Source organism: Mariniflexile gromovii (assembly GCF_017814435.1).
Lineage (GTDB): Bacteria > Bacteroidota > Bacteroidia > Flavobacteriales > Flavobacteriaceae > Mariniflexile > Mariniflexile gromovii.
Genome location: NZ_JAGJCB010000002.1, coordinates 25,325 through 42,772 on the forward strand (window position 1 = coordinate 25,325; position 17,448 = coordinate 42,772).

The 17,448-nt window shown below is 34.7% G+C and carries 12 protein-coding genes and 1 tRNA gene; 9 read left to right on the forward strand and 4 right to left on the reverse strand.

The window, feature by feature from the left end:
- Positions 1–103 precede the first annotated feature (103 nt).
- On the reverse strand, positions 104–769 hold the full coding sequence (locus tag J8H85_RS02065) for a polysaccharide deacetylase family protein (RefSeq protein WP_209652204.1): 666 nt from the start codon (positions 767–769) through the stop codon (positions 104–106).
- 3 nt (positions 770–772) lie between these two features.
- On the reverse strand, positions 773–4,081 hold the full coding sequence (locus J8H85_RS02070) for a glycosyltransferase family 117 protein (RefSeq protein WP_209652206.1): 3,309 nt from the start codon (positions 4,079–4,081) through the stop codon (positions 773–775).
- Between the two features lie 151 nt (positions 4,082–4,232).
- Here J8H85_RS02070 and J8H85_RS02075 point away from each other — a divergent pair.
- A tRNA-Gln gene (locus tag J8H85_RS02075) sits at positions 4,233–4,305 on the forward strand.
- A 335-nt stretch (positions 4,306–4,640) separates the two neighbouring features.
- Here the strand turns inward: J8H85_RS02075 and J8H85_RS02080 are convergent.
- Positions 4,641–5,090 carry a nucleoside deaminase gene (locus J8H85_RS02080; RefSeq protein WP_209652208.1) on the reverse strand — a complete coding sequence of 150 codons (450 nt, stop codon included), beginning with the start codon at positions 5,088–5,090 and terminating at the stop codon, positions 4,641–4,643.
- A 78-nt stretch (positions 5,091–5,168) separates the two neighbouring features.
- Between J8H85_RS02080 and J8H85_RS02085 the strand changes: the two genes are divergently transcribed.
- From J8H85_RS02085 to J8H85_RS02110, 6 genes are all read left to right on the forward strand, one after another.
- Positions 5,169–6,065, forward strand: a complete 897-nt coding sequence (locus J8H85_RS02085; protein WP_209652209.1) for an energy transducer TonB — start codon at positions 5,169–5,171, stop codon at positions 6,063–6,065.
- A gap of 18 nt (positions 6,066–6,083) precedes the next feature.
- Positions 6,084–7,838: a 1-deoxy-D-xylulose-5-phosphate synthase gene (gene dxs / locus J8H85_RS02090; RefSeq protein ID WP_209652211.1), complete on the forward strand. Its 1,755-nt coding sequence runs from the start codon at positions 6,084–6,086 to the stop codon at positions 7,836–7,838.
- A 461-nt stretch (positions 7,839–8,299) separates the two neighbouring features.
- Positions 8,300–8,608: a helix-turn-helix domain-containing protein gene (locus J8H85_RS02095; protein WP_209652213.1), complete on the forward strand. Its 309-nt coding sequence runs from the start codon at positions 8,300–8,302 to the stop codon at positions 8,606–8,608.
- Positions 8,598–9,845 (forward strand): DNA cytosine methyltransferase, encoded by a 1,248-nt coding sequence (locus tag J8H85_RS02100; protein ID WP_209652215.1) that lies wholly within the window; start codon positions 8,598–8,600, stop codon positions 9,843–9,845. Before J8H85_RS02095 ends, J8H85_RS02100 begins: the two co-directional genes overlap by 11 nt.
- A complete protein-coding gene (locus J8H85_RS02105; RefSeq protein ID WP_209652217.1) occupies positions 9,838–11,223 on the forward strand; it encodes a Sau3AI family type II restriction endonuclease in 1,386 nt (461 codons plus the stop codon). Before J8H85_RS02100 ends, J8H85_RS02105 begins: the two co-directional genes overlap by 8 nt.
- A gap of 71 nt (positions 11,224–11,294) precedes the next feature.
- Positions 11,295–11,750, forward strand: a complete 456-nt coding sequence (locus J8H85_RS02110; protein ID WP_209652219.1) for a GNAT family N-acetyltransferase — start codon at positions 11,295–11,297, stop codon at positions 11,748–11,750.
- Positions 11,751–12,025: 275 nt separating this feature from the next.
- On the opposite strand, the gene dgt is transcribed toward J8H85_RS02110, so the two are convergent.
- On the reverse strand, positions 12,026–13,366 hold the full coding sequence (gene dgt / locus J8H85_RS02115) for a dGTP triphosphohydrolase (protein WP_209652220.1): 1,341 nt from the start codon (positions 13,364–13,366) through the stop codon (positions 12,026–12,028).
- Between the two features lie 320 nt (positions 13,367–13,686).
- Between dgt and J8H85_RS02120 the strand changes: the two genes are divergently transcribed.
- Together J8H85_RS02120 and J8H85_RS02125 are read left to right on the forward strand one after the other, a co-directional pair.
- Positions 13,687–14,073, forward strand: coding sequence for a carboxypeptidase-like regulatory domain-containing protein (locus J8H85_RS02120; RefSeq protein ID WP_209652222.1), 387 nt, complete (start codon positions 13,687–13,689; stop codon positions 14,071–14,073).
- 413 nt (positions 14,074–14,486) lie between these two features.
- Positions 14,487–17,264 (forward strand): TonB-dependent receptor, encoded by a 2,778-nt coding sequence (locus tag J8H85_RS02125; protein ID WP_209652224.1) that lies wholly within the window; start codon positions 14,487–14,489, stop codon positions 17,262–17,264.
- Positions 17,265–17,448 lie beyond the last annotated feature (184 nt).

Sequence of the window (17,448 nt, forward strand, 5' to 3'; positions counted from 1 at the left end):
ACGACGAAGCAATCTGCTAATAATCAGTTCTAATATAAATTTAGTTTTTTTATTTTTTTAAAAAGGATGCCGCTACAAATGCGTAGCATTCAGTTATAAATATTCAATGCAAAACTTCAAATGTAAACCCTTTTTCAGTAAAATATTCCAATACTTTTGGTAAAGCGAATTCCATATTTCTTGATGCTTTTACGCTATCATGAAATACAATAATACTACCATTTGTAGCATTTGAAGTCACATTTTTTAAGCAGGTTTCCTTACTTACATCTTTTTCCCAATCAAAAGAAAGCACGTCCCACATAATTATTTTATAACCCAACTCTAAAAGCGCCTTCCCTTGTTTGTGCGTAATTTGACCATAAGGAGGACGGAAGAGGTTTATGATTGACGATTGACGATTGACGAACTTGGAATTTGGAATTTGATTATTGATTGTCTTTTCAGCTTCAGCAATATTTTTAAGATACTCGGTTGCCTTTGTTTTCCATCCTTTTAAATGGTTTTGGGTGTGGTTGCCTATGGCATGTCCTTCATTTAAAATATTTTGGAAAATATCAGGATGCTTTTCCACATTGTTTCCAATGCAAAAAAAAGTAGCTTTAGCATTGTAAGCTTTTAAGGTATTTAAAACCCAGTTGGTAATTTCTGGTGTAGGGCCATCATCAAAAGTTAGGTAGATTACCTTATCATCCGTTGCGATGTCCCAAACATAGTTTGGGAACATCTTTTTGGCAACCAATGGTGTTTTTACAGGTACTAAGGTCATGCCTTACTCCGTTGTTAAATCAATACTGTCTGATGTTGGAAAATCTACTTCTGTATTGGGAACAAAATCCTCTTCTTCTGATTGATCTCCGTAAAAGTGTTTGAACAACATTAAGTTGTTGTTGAAAATATCACCTTCCGTTTCAGCAAAATCAAGGTCGTATTTCACTAAAACATTTATTAAGCCTTTATAGCGTTCAATATCGGTATAGATATCTTCAAACAAGCGTTCTTGGTCATCCTTTTTCAATTTGCTGTAGTAGTTCAAATTTTCCTGATATTTTTTTGCAACCTCTTTAAATAATTTTCGGGCCTTTTCCTTATTTCCTACTTCATAATAAGCACTGATATAAGGTTCTAAAAGCGTGTAATATCCAAAATATTCTACAGGCATGTTGGTCATAGCTATGTCTGCTATTTCTTCAGCTTTATCAAGTTTCTCTTCGGTAAGTAGCTGTTCGATTAATCGGGCTAAATTGCCTCTATACGTTATGGAGTTTTTACGTGTTTCTGGGTCGTGATATATATCTGGACTACCACTATTACCCCAATCCCATTTTTTAACTTTATTGTACATAAGTTCACTATCTACACGTCCCATATCAAAAGGGTTTGCTTTATCTACAGGCGTTTTTATTGGCACCAATTTGTAGCACATACCATCAAGCTGTAAATAGTCTTTCATCCAAATATAATCGTCGTCGCCAAAACTTCCGCCCGTGAAATAAATAGGTCGTTTCCAGTCATTATTAGCAACAATATCAAGCATTAATAACCTATTTTTGTATAGAGCACCACCAGTTACTTTTATGTCTATATAAGGCACAATTTTATCGGCATCTTTGGGTTTTACAATACCATATTTTAAAGCGTTTTCTTTATTTACCGGAATTCTTAAAAACTCTGTAGGTAAATAAGCGGCATTCAAATCTTGTGGTCTTGCTTGTGCAATATCGTAACCTTTTTGTTCTAAAATATATTTATACTTGGTTTTAGGGTTATTACTTGCAATGAAATCCAAAAACTGTTTTACTCGAAGTGTATCTTTAACAACTGGTTCTATGATAATATAGTCGTTGGTACCATACTTATATAAATCGTGTGTTAATTGAGATGGAATCGGGTCGCTTTCATAGGCTTTGCGCTTCATTTGGTCTATATACCAATCCGTTTGAAACAAGCTGGTATTTACCACACGCACATCGGTTCTATAACCTTCAATTTCTTGGGCATACCAAAGTGCAAACGTATCATTATCACCAATAGTGAATAAAATACCATCTTCTGCACAGGAATCCAAATACATTTTAGCCATAGATTTGGCAGTGTATTTATCAGATCTATCATGGTCGTCCCAATTATTAGCTGCTAAGATACCGGGAACCAATATTAAACAAACAACAGATAACACTGGTGCTAAAATTCTCGGTGCAAGGTATTTCTTCAATAGGTCGAATAAGGCATAAACTCCAAATCCAATCCAAAGTGCAAACACATAAAACGACCCTACTAATGAGTAATCGCGTTCGCGAGGTTCAAAAGGGCGTACATTGGTATACACTTGTATGGCTATCCCTGTAAAAAGGAAAAACACCAATAAAACCCAAAAAACGTTTTTGTTGATATTGAACAAAAAGAAAAAACCTATAAGCCCTAAAATAAGAGGCAACATATAGTAAGTGTTTCTTGCTTTGTTATTAAGCACATCACTTGGTAAATTATCTTGAGACAAGCCTAAAAGCTTTTCATCCAATGGTTTTATACCGGTTATCCAATTGCCATGGTTGTCATATTTCCCTTGAATATCATCTTGTCTTCCAGAGAAATTCCACATAAAATAACGCCAATACATAAACCCTAATTGATATTCAAACAAATATTTAACGTTACTTGCAAATGAAGGTGTTTCAATGTCAATATAATTTTTAAAACGCTTCAGGAAGTTGTTATAATCTTCATAATCTACAGCACCATTAGCTACATCATTTTTAAAATTAGCAATGGTAGTTCGCAAATCATTTTCCATTTGGTATTCGGGCTTTAGTTTAAAATCCAAATACCCCGAAAACATCATATAATTTTCGGCATGTTCTGCACTCCACATACGTGGTAAAAAAGAGGCGTGTTTATGGTTATAGTTTTGCTTTGCCTTTTTATAATCGTTTACAATAACGTATTTACCTTTAGCTTCGTCTTTTTCGTATTTAGGTTTATCGTCTACATAGGGTTCGTTTTCATCTAAATAAGCATATTGGTCTGTAAACTGAGGCCCATAAAACAAGTGCGTTTCAGGATACTGCTCTAAATTATAGTATGCCAATAATTCTCTCGCACTCGATGGGTTGTTTTCATTAACAACTACATTGGCATTGGCGCGTATAGGAAGCATTAACCAGGTTGAAAACCCAATAATAATAAAAGTGATACATAAAACACCTGTGTTAAGATGTACCATCCCTTTTTTACGTGTATAGTTTAATGAGTAATAAATAATGGCTACCAACAAAATACCCGCAATAATAGACCCCGAATTAAAAGGAAGCCCAATAGAATTGACAAAGAAGATTTCTGATATACTGAATATTTTAAGGATGCTAGGTGCTAATAATTTAAATATGAAAAGTAAAATTGCTACTGAAATAACATTCGCAATAATGAAGTTTTTAACGGTAATGGTTTTATAGTTTTTAAAGTAGTATATTAAACCAATAGCAGGTATGGTTAACAAACCCATAAAATGCACCCCAAAAGAAAGCCCAATAATAAACGCAATTAAGATAAGCCAACGGTTACCACGTGGTTTATGCATATCTTGTTCCCAACGAAGCCCAAGCCAAAACATAGCCGCCATAATTAAAGTAGCCATGGCATAAACCTCAGTTTCTACAGCGTTGAACCAAAACGAGTCGGTAAATGTGAAAGCTAAACTGCCTACAACACCGCTACCTAAAATAGCGATTGCTTTATCATTTGTTAATTCTTTTTTATTCCCAACCAGCTTTTTTAAAAGCAATGTTATGGTCCAAAACATGAAAAGAATGGTAAAAGCACTGGCTACAGCGCTCATCATATTCATCATATAACCAACTTGCGATGGTTCTAATGCAAACATAGAAAAGAAGGCACCAAGCATTTGGAACAAGGGTGCCCCAGGTGGATGCCCTACTTGTAATTTTGCCGAAGTTAAAATATATTCGCCAGCATCCCAGAAACTTACGGTGGGTTCTACTGTTAGTCCATAAGTGATAAACGCTATTAAAAAAGTGAACCATCCTAAAATGGTGTTCCATTTTTTAAAATTGAAATTGGTCATAAAAAGGGTATGTTTATTAACTGTGCGAATTTAACAATAAATATGTTATTGGGAATGTTTTTAAGTAAACGTTAAGTATTAGAAATTATTTTTCAAAAAAATGCTTGTGAAAATAAAACTTTGTATTAAATTTGCACCCTCAATTGCACATTGGCTTATGGTGTAACTGGCAACACGTCTGGTTTTGGTCCAGAAGAGTCTAGGTTCGAGCCCTAGTAAGCCAACAAAAATTGAATAAACCCTAACTTTAATATGTTAGGGTTTTATATTTTATGATAAAAACTTAATGGGGCGAGAAGTTTATACTGAGCACAGACGGAGTAAACACTAGTAAGCCAACTTAAATTGTAAAAATCCTGATTCTTTGTTCAGTCGGGATTTTTTTTATGCAATTTGGCGTTATCCTTATTATCAGTTTTCAGTCTCGGTTTACAGTCTCAGTCGCAGTATTCAGTAGTTCCCTGTCAGGTTGAGCGCAGTCGAAACCTCTTTTTTCAGTTGCAGTCGCAGTTTTCAGTTTTCCCTTTCAGGTTGAGCGCAGTCCAAACTCCAAAAAACCTTAATTCAAATTACGCTTCTGAATAAAAAACCGCTTCAAAAGTTCTGAAGCTTCCGTTTCCAAAACGCCACCTTGTATGGTGGTTTTAGGGTGCAACTTGGTGTTCAAATTAATACAACCACGCTCCAAATCTCTAGCGCCATATACAATTTTTGAAATCTGGCTCCAATACAAAGCACCTGCACACATTTGGCAAGGTTCTAGAGTAACATACAACGTGCAATCCTTTAAATATTTACCCCCTAAAAAATTAGACGCCGCTGTAACGGCTTGCATTTCGGCATGTGCCGTAACATCGGTAAGCATTTCGGTTAAATTATGCCCACGTGCTATCACTTTATTATCAATTACAATAACGGCACCTACGGGTATCTCGCCTTTTTCAAAAGCCATTTCTGCTTCTTGAAGGGCTTTTTTCATAAAATAGGTGTCATCAAAAGGTTGTATCATGATAGCAAAAATACAAATTCAATTTGTTTAAAATTCTTTCGGCAAGAAATTTGATGACACTTTTTAAATCTTTCCATTATGAAAAAATATTATGCTATTTCAATCCCCAAGCCATGTCATGAAGATTGGAACGCTATGTCTCCAAAGGAAAAAGGCAAATTCTGTAGCTCTTGTTCTAAAACAGTCATCGATTTCACTAAAATGAATACTAATGAAATTCAAGATTTTATTCATGAAAACAAAAACAATCGTATTTGTGGCCATTTCAAACAAACACAATTAGATAGCATTCATTTACATATTCCATCACAAATTCTAACGCAACAACAAAGTTTTCATAAATTATTTTTATTGGCTTTGTTAATTGTTATGGGAACAACCTTAATGAATTGTACCAACAAAAATGGAAACAAGCAAAAAATAGATAGTATTGAGGTGGTTGACAACAAAAACGACACCTTTATGGCTACATTTGGCGAACCTCTTGTAAGTGAAAAAGATTCCACCCCAAATAATACATGTAAAACTAATTCTTTGAAAACACCTAAAATTCCAGAATTAGAAGGCGAAGTCGAAATTATAGGTAATACCCTTTTAGAGGAGCCTATTGAAGAAAATTTGGTTTTTGGGATGATTGTTGAAACCCCTGCCGAATTCCAAAACACCCCTCAAAACTTATCAAATACAGAAAAACAAGCATATTTCTCTAAAGAGTTGTCAAAATTCATTACCGAAAACTTTAATACGTCGGTATGCATAGAATTAAAAGGAAGACAAATAATTCGAACCCAATTTAAAATTGATAAAAAAGGAAATATAACAGACATTAAAATTAGAGCGCCCCACATAAAACTAGAAGAAGAAGCCATTCGTGTGCTTAAACTTTTACCCCAATTTATTCCTGCAACCCAACGGAACAAACTTATAGACATGAATTATACAATCCCAATCGTTTTTCAAGCAGAAGAACAATAAAATCTGTACTTTTGCTTCGTGCAAAAAAGTCTTTTAAATACAATCCTTTCACCAAAAGAACTCCGTCTTTTAAACCAGAAAGACTTACCCCTACTGGCCCAAGAATTACGCGAGTTTATCATCAATATTGTCGCCACCAAAGAAGGCCATTTAGGTGCTAGTTTGGGCGTGGTAGAATTAACCATTGCACTGCATTATGTTTTTAACACCCCCGAAGACCAACTTATTTGGGATGTTGGCCATCAAGCCTACGGTCATAAAATTTTAACGGGCAGAAAAGATTTGTTCCATACCAACCGACAAATGGGTGGCATTAGTGGGTTCCCAAAACGCGATGAAAGTGTGTATGATGCTTTTGGTGTTGGGCATGCTTCTACTTCTATTTCGGCTGCGTTGGGAATGGCAATTGCGTCGCAATTAAAAGGCGATGTAAATAAACAACATATTGCCGTTATTGGCGATGCCAGTATTGCAGGAGGCATGGCGTTTGAAGGGTTAAATCACGCTGGCGTTACCGATGCTAATGTATTAATTATTTTAAATGATAATGCTATTGGTATCGACCCGAGCGTAGGTGCCTTAAAACAGTATTTAACTAATGTTAAAAAAGGTACACAACGGAAAAATAATATTATTGAAGCCTTAAATATTGATTATTCTGGACCTATTGATGGGCATGATATTGATAAAGTCATTTCAGAATTAAAGCGATTAAAAACGGTTAAAGGCCCTAAGTTTTTACATGTTATCACCACCAAAGGCAAAGGTTTAAAACAAGCCGAACAAGACCAAGTAAAGTACCACGCCCCTGGAAAATTTGATGCCGCTACGGGTGATCTTATTTCCAAAACACCTTCGGAATTTACCAAATACCAAGATGTTTTTGGGCACACCATTGTGGAACTTGCCCAGCAAAACAAACACATTGTAGGCATTACCCCTGCCATGCCAACAGGAAGCTCGTTAAAATACATGATGGAAACCATGCCGCATCGCGCTTTTGATGTGGGTATTGCCGAACAACATGCCGTTACCCTTGCCGCAGGTATGGCAACCCAAGGCTTGGTGCCGTTTTGCAATATATACTCCACGTTTTTACAACGCGCTTACGACCAAATCATACACGATGTGGCTTTACAAAAACTACCCGTTATTTTTTGTTTAGACCGTGCTGGTTTGGTGGGGGAAGATGGCGCCACCCACCATGGAGTTTTTGATATATCGTATTTAAGATGCATACCCAACCTCATCATATTTGCACCACGTAACGAGGTGGAACTGCGCAACATCATGTACACCGCGCAATTGGGGTTGCAGCAACCCATCGCCATTCGTTACCCACGAGGTACAGGCGTAACGGTTGATTGGAAACAGCCTTTTGAAAAAATTGACATAGGCAAAGGCGTTCAGTTAAAAGCAGGGAATAACCTTGCTATTTTGAGCATTGGTACTATGTCCAAAAATGTTACCGAAGCTATTTTAGATTTAGAAGTGTCGCATTACGATATGCGTTTTGTAAAACCTTTAGACGACACCCTACTTCATAACATCTTTAAAAAATACCAAACCATTGTAACGGTTGAAGACAATAGCATACAAGGTGGTTTTGGAAGCGCTATTTTAGAATTTGCCGCTACCCACAACTACAAAAACACCATAAAGGTTTTAGGGATTCCTGATACTTTTATTGAACATGGCAGTGTTACCGAACTGCAAAAAAGTGTTGGGTTGGATGTTCAAAGTTTATCAACTATGTTTAGTGGTCTTATTTAGCCAAGACACTTACTAAACCACTTAAAATTAATTGCATCTAGAAATTTATTTGATATGAAGTACTACGTCCATCACCTTCCACTTTAAACAGGTCCAATCGCCACCAATTATATAATATTTGCAGATTACAACACTTAATTGGCTCAGAAATAGCTAAAAGCATGAGCCGATTAACAAAAATAATTGGCTCATCATAAATTTTTTTAGGAATTATTTCAAAATAAACTTGCTTTTATAAAATTATAATCTAAAATTGATTTAAGAAACTATTGGGTTGGATGTTGAGGGTTTGTCTTTATTATAAACTTAATCATTAACCTATATCAACTTCGTGATTTACTTGGGTTATTCAGGTTAAAAATGTGTTACATTATTGAATAAACAAAATAATCAAATTAAAAACTCGAAATCAAAATGTTTTCATATATTTGGACAATATTTGTCTAAAACTATTTTGACCAATGATAACATTAGGTGATACTTTAAAATGTGCAAGAGAGGAAAAGGGTTTGATACTACGAAAAGTTGCGGCTGAAGTAGATATTGACCAATCTCTGATTAGTAAGTTTGAGAAAAATGAAAGGAAGCCGACAATGGAGCAAATCATAAGGCTTGCGAAGTTTTATAAACTTTCAGAAGGTGAGTTAATCATAAATTGGTACTCGGAAAAAATTGCAGATGAACTAAAATACACAGAATCAACTTCTGAAATACTAAAAGTAGCAGAAGAAAAAATTAATTATTACAAAGCTCAAGAAAATGGAAAATAAGAAAATGAAAGTTGCAGAATTATTTGCGGGAGTTGGAGGGTTTCGTCTTGGACTTGAAAAAAGTAACTATGAAGTTGTTTGGAGTAATCAATGGGAGCCTTCCACCAAAACGCAACACGCTTCAATGGTTTATGAAGCGCGTTTTGGAAAAGAAAACCACTCAAATGAAGATATAAATGAAGTTGTAGCAAGAAATGTAGAGGAAATTCCAGATCATGATTTATTGGTCGGCGGATTTCCCTGTCAAGACTATTCAGTTGCAACTACATTGCATAATTCAAAAGGGTTAAAAGGAAAAAAAGGTGTTTTATGGTGGTCGATTCACAAAATTCTAGAGAATAAAAAGATTAAACCAAAATATCTTTTTTTGGAGAATGTTGATAGACTTTTGAAATCACCAGCAAAACAAAGAGGACGTGATTTTGCTGTAATGTTGCAGAGCTTGAACGATTTAGGTTATGCTGTAGAATGGAGAGTTATCAATGCCGCAGAATATGGGATGCCACAAAGACGAAGAAGAATTTTCTTTATTGGTTATCATAAATCAACAGAGGTTTACAATAGACTTCAAAAATGTAATAAGATTAATTGGTTAACAAAAGAAGGAACTATAGCAAACGCCTTTCCAGTGTCTGAAACAAATTCAATTCAAGAAGTCGAGTTGAAAGGAGATTTAGTAGAACTAACCAAGAATTTCAATAAAACCGGAAAATTATCGCCTTTTAAAAATACAGGATTGCTTATTAATGGAAAGGTTTACACAACTAAAACAGAGCCAAATTATGATGGAGAAAAAATCGTTTTAGCTGATGTTTTACAGAATGGAGAAGTCCCTAAAGACTTTTTCATTGATGAAAAAGACAAAGACAAATGGGAATATTTAAAAGGCTCTAAAACCATTGAACGTGTTTCAAGTGAAGGACATAAATATAAATACTCAGAAGGCGGAATGATTTATCCTGATGCTTTAGATAATGCTTCAAGAACTATAATTACAGGAGAAGGTGGAAAATCGCCTTCAAGATTTAAGCACGTAGTTGCTTCCGATAGGGGCTTGAGAAGATTAACTCCAATCGAATTAGAAAGATTAAATATGTTTCCAGACAATCACACAAAACTTCTCGGGATAACGGACACAAAACGAGCCTTTTTTATGGGAAATGCATTGGTAGTTGGAGTCATTGAGAAAATTGGAGTGGAACTATATAAACAGGTAAACCAATTTGAATATGCTTGATATCAATTCAGCAGAATCAATTATTGAATTTGCTAAAAAACTAAAAAATCAAACTTTACGACAAGCCTGTGGTATTGAAATTGAAAAACACGGTTATAAGGGAAAAGGGAATTTTGGTCAAATATTAGAGAAATTCTATTTTGGCTATGAGCCTAATTCAGATTCAGAACCTGATTTTAAAGAAGCAGGAATTGAACTAAAAACCAGTCCATTAAAGACTTTAAAAAATGGTGAATTCCGCTCAAAAGAAAGATTGGTTTTAAATATCATAAACTATTTAGAAGTTCATAAAGAAGAGTTCGAAACAAGTTCATTTTGGAAGAAAAATGCACATTTATTGCTGGTGTTTTATCTTCACGACAAAGATTTGGATTTACTTGATTACTTAATAAAATTAGTTGAAGGTTGGCAATACCCAAGTGAAGATTTAAAAATAATTAAGCACGATTGGGAATTAATCAATCAAAAAATAAAAAACGGAAAAGCACACGAATTATCTGAAGGGGATACATTTTATCTTGGAGCTTGCACAAAAGGGTCAACTGCCTTAAAATCCTTTAGAAATCAGCCTTTCAATTTAGAACAAGCTAAACAAAGAGCATATTCTTTAAAGCAAGGCTATGTAAATCATATAATTGCAAATATAGCTCAAGAAGAAACTGCTATTTATGGAAAAATAATTGAAAAGCCAGAAATTCTTGATGTAGTTGAGTCAATTGAAGATGTTGTTATTTCTAAATTCAAACCGTTTTATGGAAAATCAGCAGAACAAATTGAACAAGAATTAGGCTTGGAGTTAAACCAAAAAGCTAAAAGTTATTTCGCTAATCTTACAAATGCTATTCTTGGGCTCAAACTTGGGCAAAAAATTGAAGAATTTGAAAAAGCAGATATTCATGTAAAAACTATTCGACTTAAAGAAAACAACTTACCTAAAGAAGATATTTCATTTCCAACTTTTGAATATAAAGAATTGATTGATACAGATTGGGAAGATTCGGATTTCAAGAATATTTTGGAAAGTAAATTTTTCTTTGTCTTCTACCAATTTGACGGTCAAAAATTAATATTAAGAAAAGTGAAATTTTGGAATATGCCTTATTCAGATATAATTGAAGCTAAAAATATTTGGGAAGCAATGGTAAAGACTGTTTCAAATGGAGAAATCGTAAAAGAAGTAACGGAAAAAGGTGTAAGAAAAACATATTTCCCAAAGAAAACTGAAAACAGAGTAAGTCATGTTAGACCACACGCAAGAAATGCAGCAGATACCTATGGTTTACCTGTTGCAGATAAATTGACAGGATTGACTGAATACACAAAACATTGTTTTTGGCTAAATGCAAGTTATGTGAAAGACGAAATATATCTAAAATAAACCAAAACTTCAAATTATTCCCTAATTCCACATCAGAAATTATATTAATTCCTAGTAAAAACAAGTTAACAATGACCCTCAGAAAAGCCACAAAAAACGATATTTCAGCCATTGTGGAACTAATGGCAGATGATGACCTGGGAAAAAAACGTGAAAATTTCCAAACACCTTTGCCTAAACAATATCTCACTGCTTTTGAAAAAATAAATGCCGACACCAATCAAGAACTTATGGTTGTAGAAGATGAAAACCATGAGGTTATTGGCACGTTTCAGTTAACATTTATTCAATACCTATCTTATAGCGGTGGTATTAGGGCGCAAATTGAAAACGTTATGATTAGAAAAGACCAAAGAGGTTTGGGTATTGGAAAACGTATGTTTGAATGGGCCATAAACCGAGCCAAAGAACGCCATGCGCATGTACTACAACTAACATCGGACAAACAAAGACCGAGAGCCATTAAATTTTACGAAGATTTAGGTTTTGTTGCCAGTCATGAAGGGATGAAGTTGCATTTTAAATAAGGGATCGAGCTATTTTAGAAATAGCTCAAAAAAGTCAATTTTCAAACCTAAAACTTCAATGTATTACTGCATTTCTGCGTTAGCGATTGAAGCGATATCCTTTTTAAAACCTGATTACTAAAAGTTTGTTTGAACTAAAAAGTTGCAGATGGCTTCGTCCTGTGTCCTCGCCATGACGTTTTAAAAAGATTTAGCGTAAAGCGCGACCCTTCGGGTAACGCCCAAATTATAAATTCTTAAATTAGAGATTGCTTCGTTTTACTCGCCATGACGCACTAAAAACTAATCCCTTTTATTTTTTTATATTCCAATATGGCTTTGCTATCTGATAGTAACGAGATGTGATAACACACGCTTGAAAGTCTGTTGTATAAACTGGTATCGTTTGCTTTTATGGTTTTTGGCAAGCCTTTTAAAATGAGTTTGTCGTAGTTGGATGCAACGCCTTCAAAACTATTGTTAACGGCGTTGGTGTAGGTGTTTAATAGCGTGTTGATAACGCCGTAACCTGCAATTTCTTTGTCTATGACTTCGGTGGACTGGTAAATGTTTTCGATACTTATCTTAATAATGTCCTTTATTTGCGCATCGTATCTGCTTTTATCTAGCAAGGCACAATCGAAATGGCCACTTAAAATGGCTTCTTCGTGGGTCATGAAAATATCGACCGCCTCGTTAATAAGGCTGCCTATGGCCAAGGCTCGCAAATAGCCTATGCGGTCTTCTTTGGTGGAAAGTGCATAATAATTTTCGGGCTTGATGTTGTGGCGTATTATTTTAGAGAGGTACTCTAAAGCAAATTCCTCTTGGATGAGGCCTAGGTTGATGCCATCTTCAAAATCGATGATGGTGTAGCAAATATCATCAGCCGCTTCTACTAAAAAAGCGAGGGGATGGCGTGCGTAACTTAGGTGTTTATCGCTGCGTTTGAGTAAACCCAGTTCGTTGGCAATATCTTCATAGGCTTCTTTTTCACTTTGGAAAAACCCGTATTTTTTATCGGCTATATGGCTGGTTGGCTTTTTGGGCAACGATTCTTTTGGGTATTTGGTGAAGGCCCCTAAGGTGGCGTAACTTAAACGTAAACCGCCAATACGTCCTGCCCTACTTTCGGTTAAAATTTTAAAGCCGTTGGCATTGCCTTCAAAATCGCATAAATCTTGGTATTCTTTTTCGGTTAACTGGCTTTTATATTGGCTGCCTGCACCCGATTTAAAAAACTCGCCAATGGCTTTTTCACCAGAGTGCCCAAAAGGCGGATTGCCAATATCGTGCGCCAAAGCTGCTGCAGCAACTATAGCTCCAAAATCGTTGGCTTGGTAGCCGTGTACGTTTTGCAAATGCGGATGCTTTTCCAATAGTTTTTTACCAACCAAACGTCCCAAAGAACGCCCCACAACGCTTACTTCTAAACTGTGGGTTAAGCGGGTGTGAACAAAATCGGTTTCCGATAGGGGAATCACCTGGGTTTTATCTTGTAAACTTCTAAATTCTGATGAAAAAATAACACGATCGTAATCTACTTCAAAGCCCAAACGGGTTTCGTCCTGTTCTTTTCGTATGCGTTTATTGGTGTCGCCAAAGCGTTTTAAAGATAATAATTGTTCCCAGTTCATTGTGAAATTTTATGCTTGGGCAAGATAATAAAGAATTTCTTTAAACGTAGCATATTCTTTTATAAGGGAAAATTAAATGATCTTTTCTTAGCTGAATAAATGTTCTATGTCACACTGAGCTTGTTGACGTGGTACTTTATGTCTTCGACAAGCTCAGACTGACATTTTGGAACTAATTGGCTAACGTTCTACTTAAAGTAAAATGTTTCATAAAAAATCTGGTAACATTAAGGTAACATTTTAATAGCTGTTGTTTAATATTTAGATAACATACAATTTAAGCAGAATCGTTTTTTTTGCAGTGTATTTATAACAACACTATGAAACATTTAATTTACATCACTATTTTTCTTTTTACCACTTTATCCTTTGGGCAAAACACAGGTTTAATAGTTGGAAAAGTATTGGATAATGAGGTGAATGACGCACCATTAGTGTTAGCAAATGTTTCGGTAAAAGGAACTTCCTTAAACATAAACACCGATTTAACGGGCATGTTTGTTATTGAAAACCTAGAAGCTGGCGATTATACCTTGGTATGTAGTTTTGCTGGTTATGATACCAAAGAAATTAGCGTGCATGTAGATGCCCTACAACCTGCAGAGGTATCATTATCTTTGGCAGCAAGCACCATCTCATTAGGCGAGTTAGCACTTCTTACCGCTGTTGCCCAAAAAGATGATAAATCGAGTGCTTCTTTAAATTAATACAGCGTTTATTTTTTAAACCTCCTTCATTTAACCCCTTAGGTGTCATTATTTAAAAAGTTAATTTTATACTAATTGTCACATTGAGCGCAGTCGAAATGTTTCTGAAATAAAGTCTTCGACAAGCTCAGACTGACATTGAGGTGCTAATTGGTTTATTAGTTTCAAATAAAAAACGGATTTCATTTAAAATATATCTATCCCAAAAAAGGATGGATTTTTGGTTTTATGGCATTCTTGGTTTTGGGCAAACACCTTCCGTATTTACATAAACCCAATGTTAAATTAATGTTTAGAAATCAACGATTAGATAACATTAACATAACCCTTTTGTTACGGTTGTTTAACCTATTCATAACATCCTATTCATTTAGTGTTTCGTTCTTTGCACCAGATAAAAACTAAAGAATAAAATGAAAAATTTAACCCTATTGTTACTATTATTTACAGCAACAATTTCATATGGACAGAACACTGGTTCTGTGGTTGGTAAACTAACCGATAAAGAATACAATGATGAACCTTTAGCTTTCGCTAACGTATTAATAAAAGGAACCACTAAAGGAACTACTTCAGACATTGATGGTTTGTACAGTATTGAAAATTTAGAAGCGGGTTCATATACTGTAATATTTAGTTTTGTTGGTTACGAAACACAAGAAATACCTGTAACAATTGTAGCTAACAAAGTAACGGAAGTTAATGTTCCTATGGGAGCAAGTGCTGCATCTTTATCGGAAGTTATTATAACAACTACTGCTAAAAGAGAAAGTGAAACCGCTTTATTATTAGAGCAAAAGAAAGCGGTTGCTTTTAAAGCATCTATTGGTGCCGACGAGCTTTCTAGAAAAGGTGTTAGCGATGTTGCTACCGCTGTAACTAAAGTAAGTGGTATTTCTAAGCAAGAAGGTTCTGGTAGTATTTTTGTAAGAGGTTTAGGTGATAGATACAATATTACAACCTTAAATGGTTTACCATTACCATCTAACAACCCTTCAAACAAAAATATAGTTTTAGATATTTTTACTACCGATATTGTAGAATATGTAGGTATTAGTAAAACCTTTGAAGCTCAAAATTATGCCGATTTTGGAGGTGCTAATATTGACATTGTTTCTAAAAAATTCACGGGTGCTCCTTATATTGCTATTGGCGTTGGTTTAGGTGCTAACACAAATGTTTTAAAAGTAGATGATTTTTATTTACAAGATGGGCCATCATACTTTGGTTTCGATTCTGGAAAAGCTCCAAACAATCCGCTTTTACCTTATGATTATGGAACAAGTTGGGACAGACAAAATAGCAAAAACACCTTTAATAATAGTTACTCATTATCGGGTGGTAAAAAATTTAGCTTAGGTGATGAAAGTAATTTAAGTACTTTTATTACCGCATCCTTTGATGCTGAAAACAAATATGTAGAAGGTATTGATAGAGGTAACATTACGGCGCAAGGAACCATAAACTCCGACTTCTACAAAAAGTCGTACAAGCACAATACCAATACAACGGTAATGGGTTCTGCCGACTATAGAATAAACAGTGATAACTCATTATTGTTCACCTCTTTATTTTTAAATTCTAGTTCGCAAGATTATAGTGAGTACGAAGGTACCAATCAAAACTTTGATGGTGGTGCTTCTGGAGCTGGCGATATATCAGGTTTCATAAAACGTGGTACTTTTGATAAAACACAATTATTTGTAAATCAATTGTTAGGTAAACACGATTTTACAGAACAATGGGAAGCTAATTGGGCCGTTGGATACAGTATTTTAAATAATGTGATCCCAGACCGTATGCAAAACACCTTTGTTCCTGCGCGTGATGGATCAACAAACTACACATTCTTTACTGATTCCAGTATTCATAACCACCGTTATTTTCAAGATTTAGAAGAAAAAGAATTATCTGCAAATCTTTCTGTATCGTATAATTTCAACAAAAACGCGGAAGATGAATTTAATGGCAAAGTAACATTAGGATACTCTGGTAAAATGAAAGATATTAATTTCGATTCACAACAATACGGGTTCTTCCCAATTGCAAACAAAATTACATTTCCAGCAAGCGATATTCATAATGTAGACACCTCTTTAAATTCAACCAACTTCAATACATCTTTAGGTGATAGATCTACCTTTATTCCTCAATTATACACAGGTAATTTAGATGTACATGCCGTATTTGGAACCTTGCAATACAACCTAACCGAAAAACTTTCGGCCATAGTTGGTGCCAGATTTGAACAATTGGAACAAAACGTTCATTTTGAAACATCTTTAGTGCCTAGTGGAGACACTTCTAATTATGCACCTGTAAACTTTTTACCAAGTTTAACTGCAAAATATAAGTTAAACGACAATCAAAATTTAAAATTTGCATCCAGTAAAACCTACACATTACCTCAGTTTAAGGAAAAAGTAAAATTACTTTTCCAAGAAGTAACCCAAGATTATGAAGGTAACCCTAATTTATACGCATCTACCAATTACAACGCCGATTTAGGTTGGGAATATTTCCCGAGCAATGGCGAGTTAGTTTCGGTAACAGCATTTGGAAAGTTAATTCAAAACCCCATAAACGAAATGTTTACCAACTCTTCTTCAGGAAACATTACTTATGCCAATACTGGTGAAAAAGCGGTGGCTTTTGGTGTGGAACTAGAATTAAGAAAAAACATTTTTGACATTGAAAAAGACAACGATTTAAACGATAAATTATCTTTTGGATTCAATGGTTCATACATCAACCACAACCAAGATTTAGATCCTACTAAAGTATTTGAAGAAAATGGGTTTGGTGCTAACTTTACTTTTGATGAAGCAAAATTATCGGGAGCGTCTGATTTTTTAGCAAATGCCGACATTACATTTGTAAAAGAATTTGCTGAAAATAAAGACATAACCGCAACATTATCTTACGCTTACTTTTCAGATAAGTTAGCGGTAATTGGAACTCAAAGTAAAGGTAACATGGTTGATAAATCTATTAATAGATTAGATTTTGTGGTTAAATCCAATTTAACTAAAAACTTAAAATTAGGCCTATCGTTTAAAAACATATTAGACCCAACTTACAAACGTGTTTTAGAACAAAGCGAAGTGCCAGGAAGTACCACTCAAGATGTTTTAGTAAGCTCTTATAAAGTAGGTTCTAATTTTAAACTATCATTAGAATACAAGTTTTAAAAACATAACTTAACAATTAAAAAAAGGTGATTAACAATTAGTTAGTCACCTTTTTTATTTACAAAACAAGGTATGTAAATTTTATGTTAACTAATCTTGAGGTTCATTAAAAATACTTAACAAGAAGGTAATAAAGGCTTAACCAATTAAAAACAGTTTGTGGCTTTCTTTGCAGCATAAATCA

What these genes read in the sequence shown, in the direction of transcription:
- J8H85_RS02065 (WP_209652204.1), bottom strand. Translation starts at nt 769, where the DNA reads ATGACCTTAGTACCTGTAAAAACACCATTGGTTGCCAAAAAGATGTTC.
- J8H85_RS02070 (WP_209652206.1), bottom strand. Translation starts at nt 4,081, where the DNA reads ATGACCAATTTCAATTTTAAAAAATGGAACACCATTTTAGGATGGTTC.
- J8H85_RS02080 (WP_209652208.1), bottom strand. Translation starts at nt 5,090, where the DNA reads ATGATACAACCTTTTGATGACACCTATTTTATGAAAAAAGCCCTTCAA.
- J8H85_RS02085 (WP_209652209.1), top strand. Translation starts at nt 5,169, where the DNA reads ATGAAAAAATATTATGCTATTTCAATCCCCAAGCCATGTCATGAAGAT.
- J8H85_RS02095 (WP_209652213.1), top strand. Translation starts at nt 8,300, where the DNA reads ATGATAACATTAGGTGATACTTTAAAATGTGCAAGAGAGGAAAAGGGT.
- J8H85_RS02100 (WP_209652215.1), top strand. Translation starts at nt 8,598, where the DNA reads ATGGAAAATAAGAAAATGAAAGTTGCAGAATTATTTGCGGGAGTTGGA.
- J8H85_RS02105 (WP_209652217.1), top strand. Translation starts at nt 9,838, where the DNA reads ATGCTTGATATCAATTCAGCAGAATCAATTATTGAATTTGCTAAAAAA.
- J8H85_RS02110 (WP_209652219.1), top strand. Translation starts at nt 11,295, where the DNA reads ATGACCCTCAGAAAAGCCACAAAAAACGATATTTCAGCCATTGTGGAA.
- dgt (WP_209652220.1), bottom strand. Translation starts at nt 13,366, where the DNA reads ATGAACTGGGAACAATTATTATCTTTAAAACGCTTTGGCGACACCAAT.
- J8H85_RS02120 (WP_209652222.1), top strand. Translation starts at nt 13,687, where the DNA reads ATGAAACATTTAATTTACATCACTATTTTTCTTTTTACCACTTTATCC.
- J8H85_RS02125 (WP_209652224.1), top strand. Translation starts at nt 14,487, where the DNA reads ATGAAAAATTTAACCCTATTGTTACTATTATTTACAGCAACAATTTCA.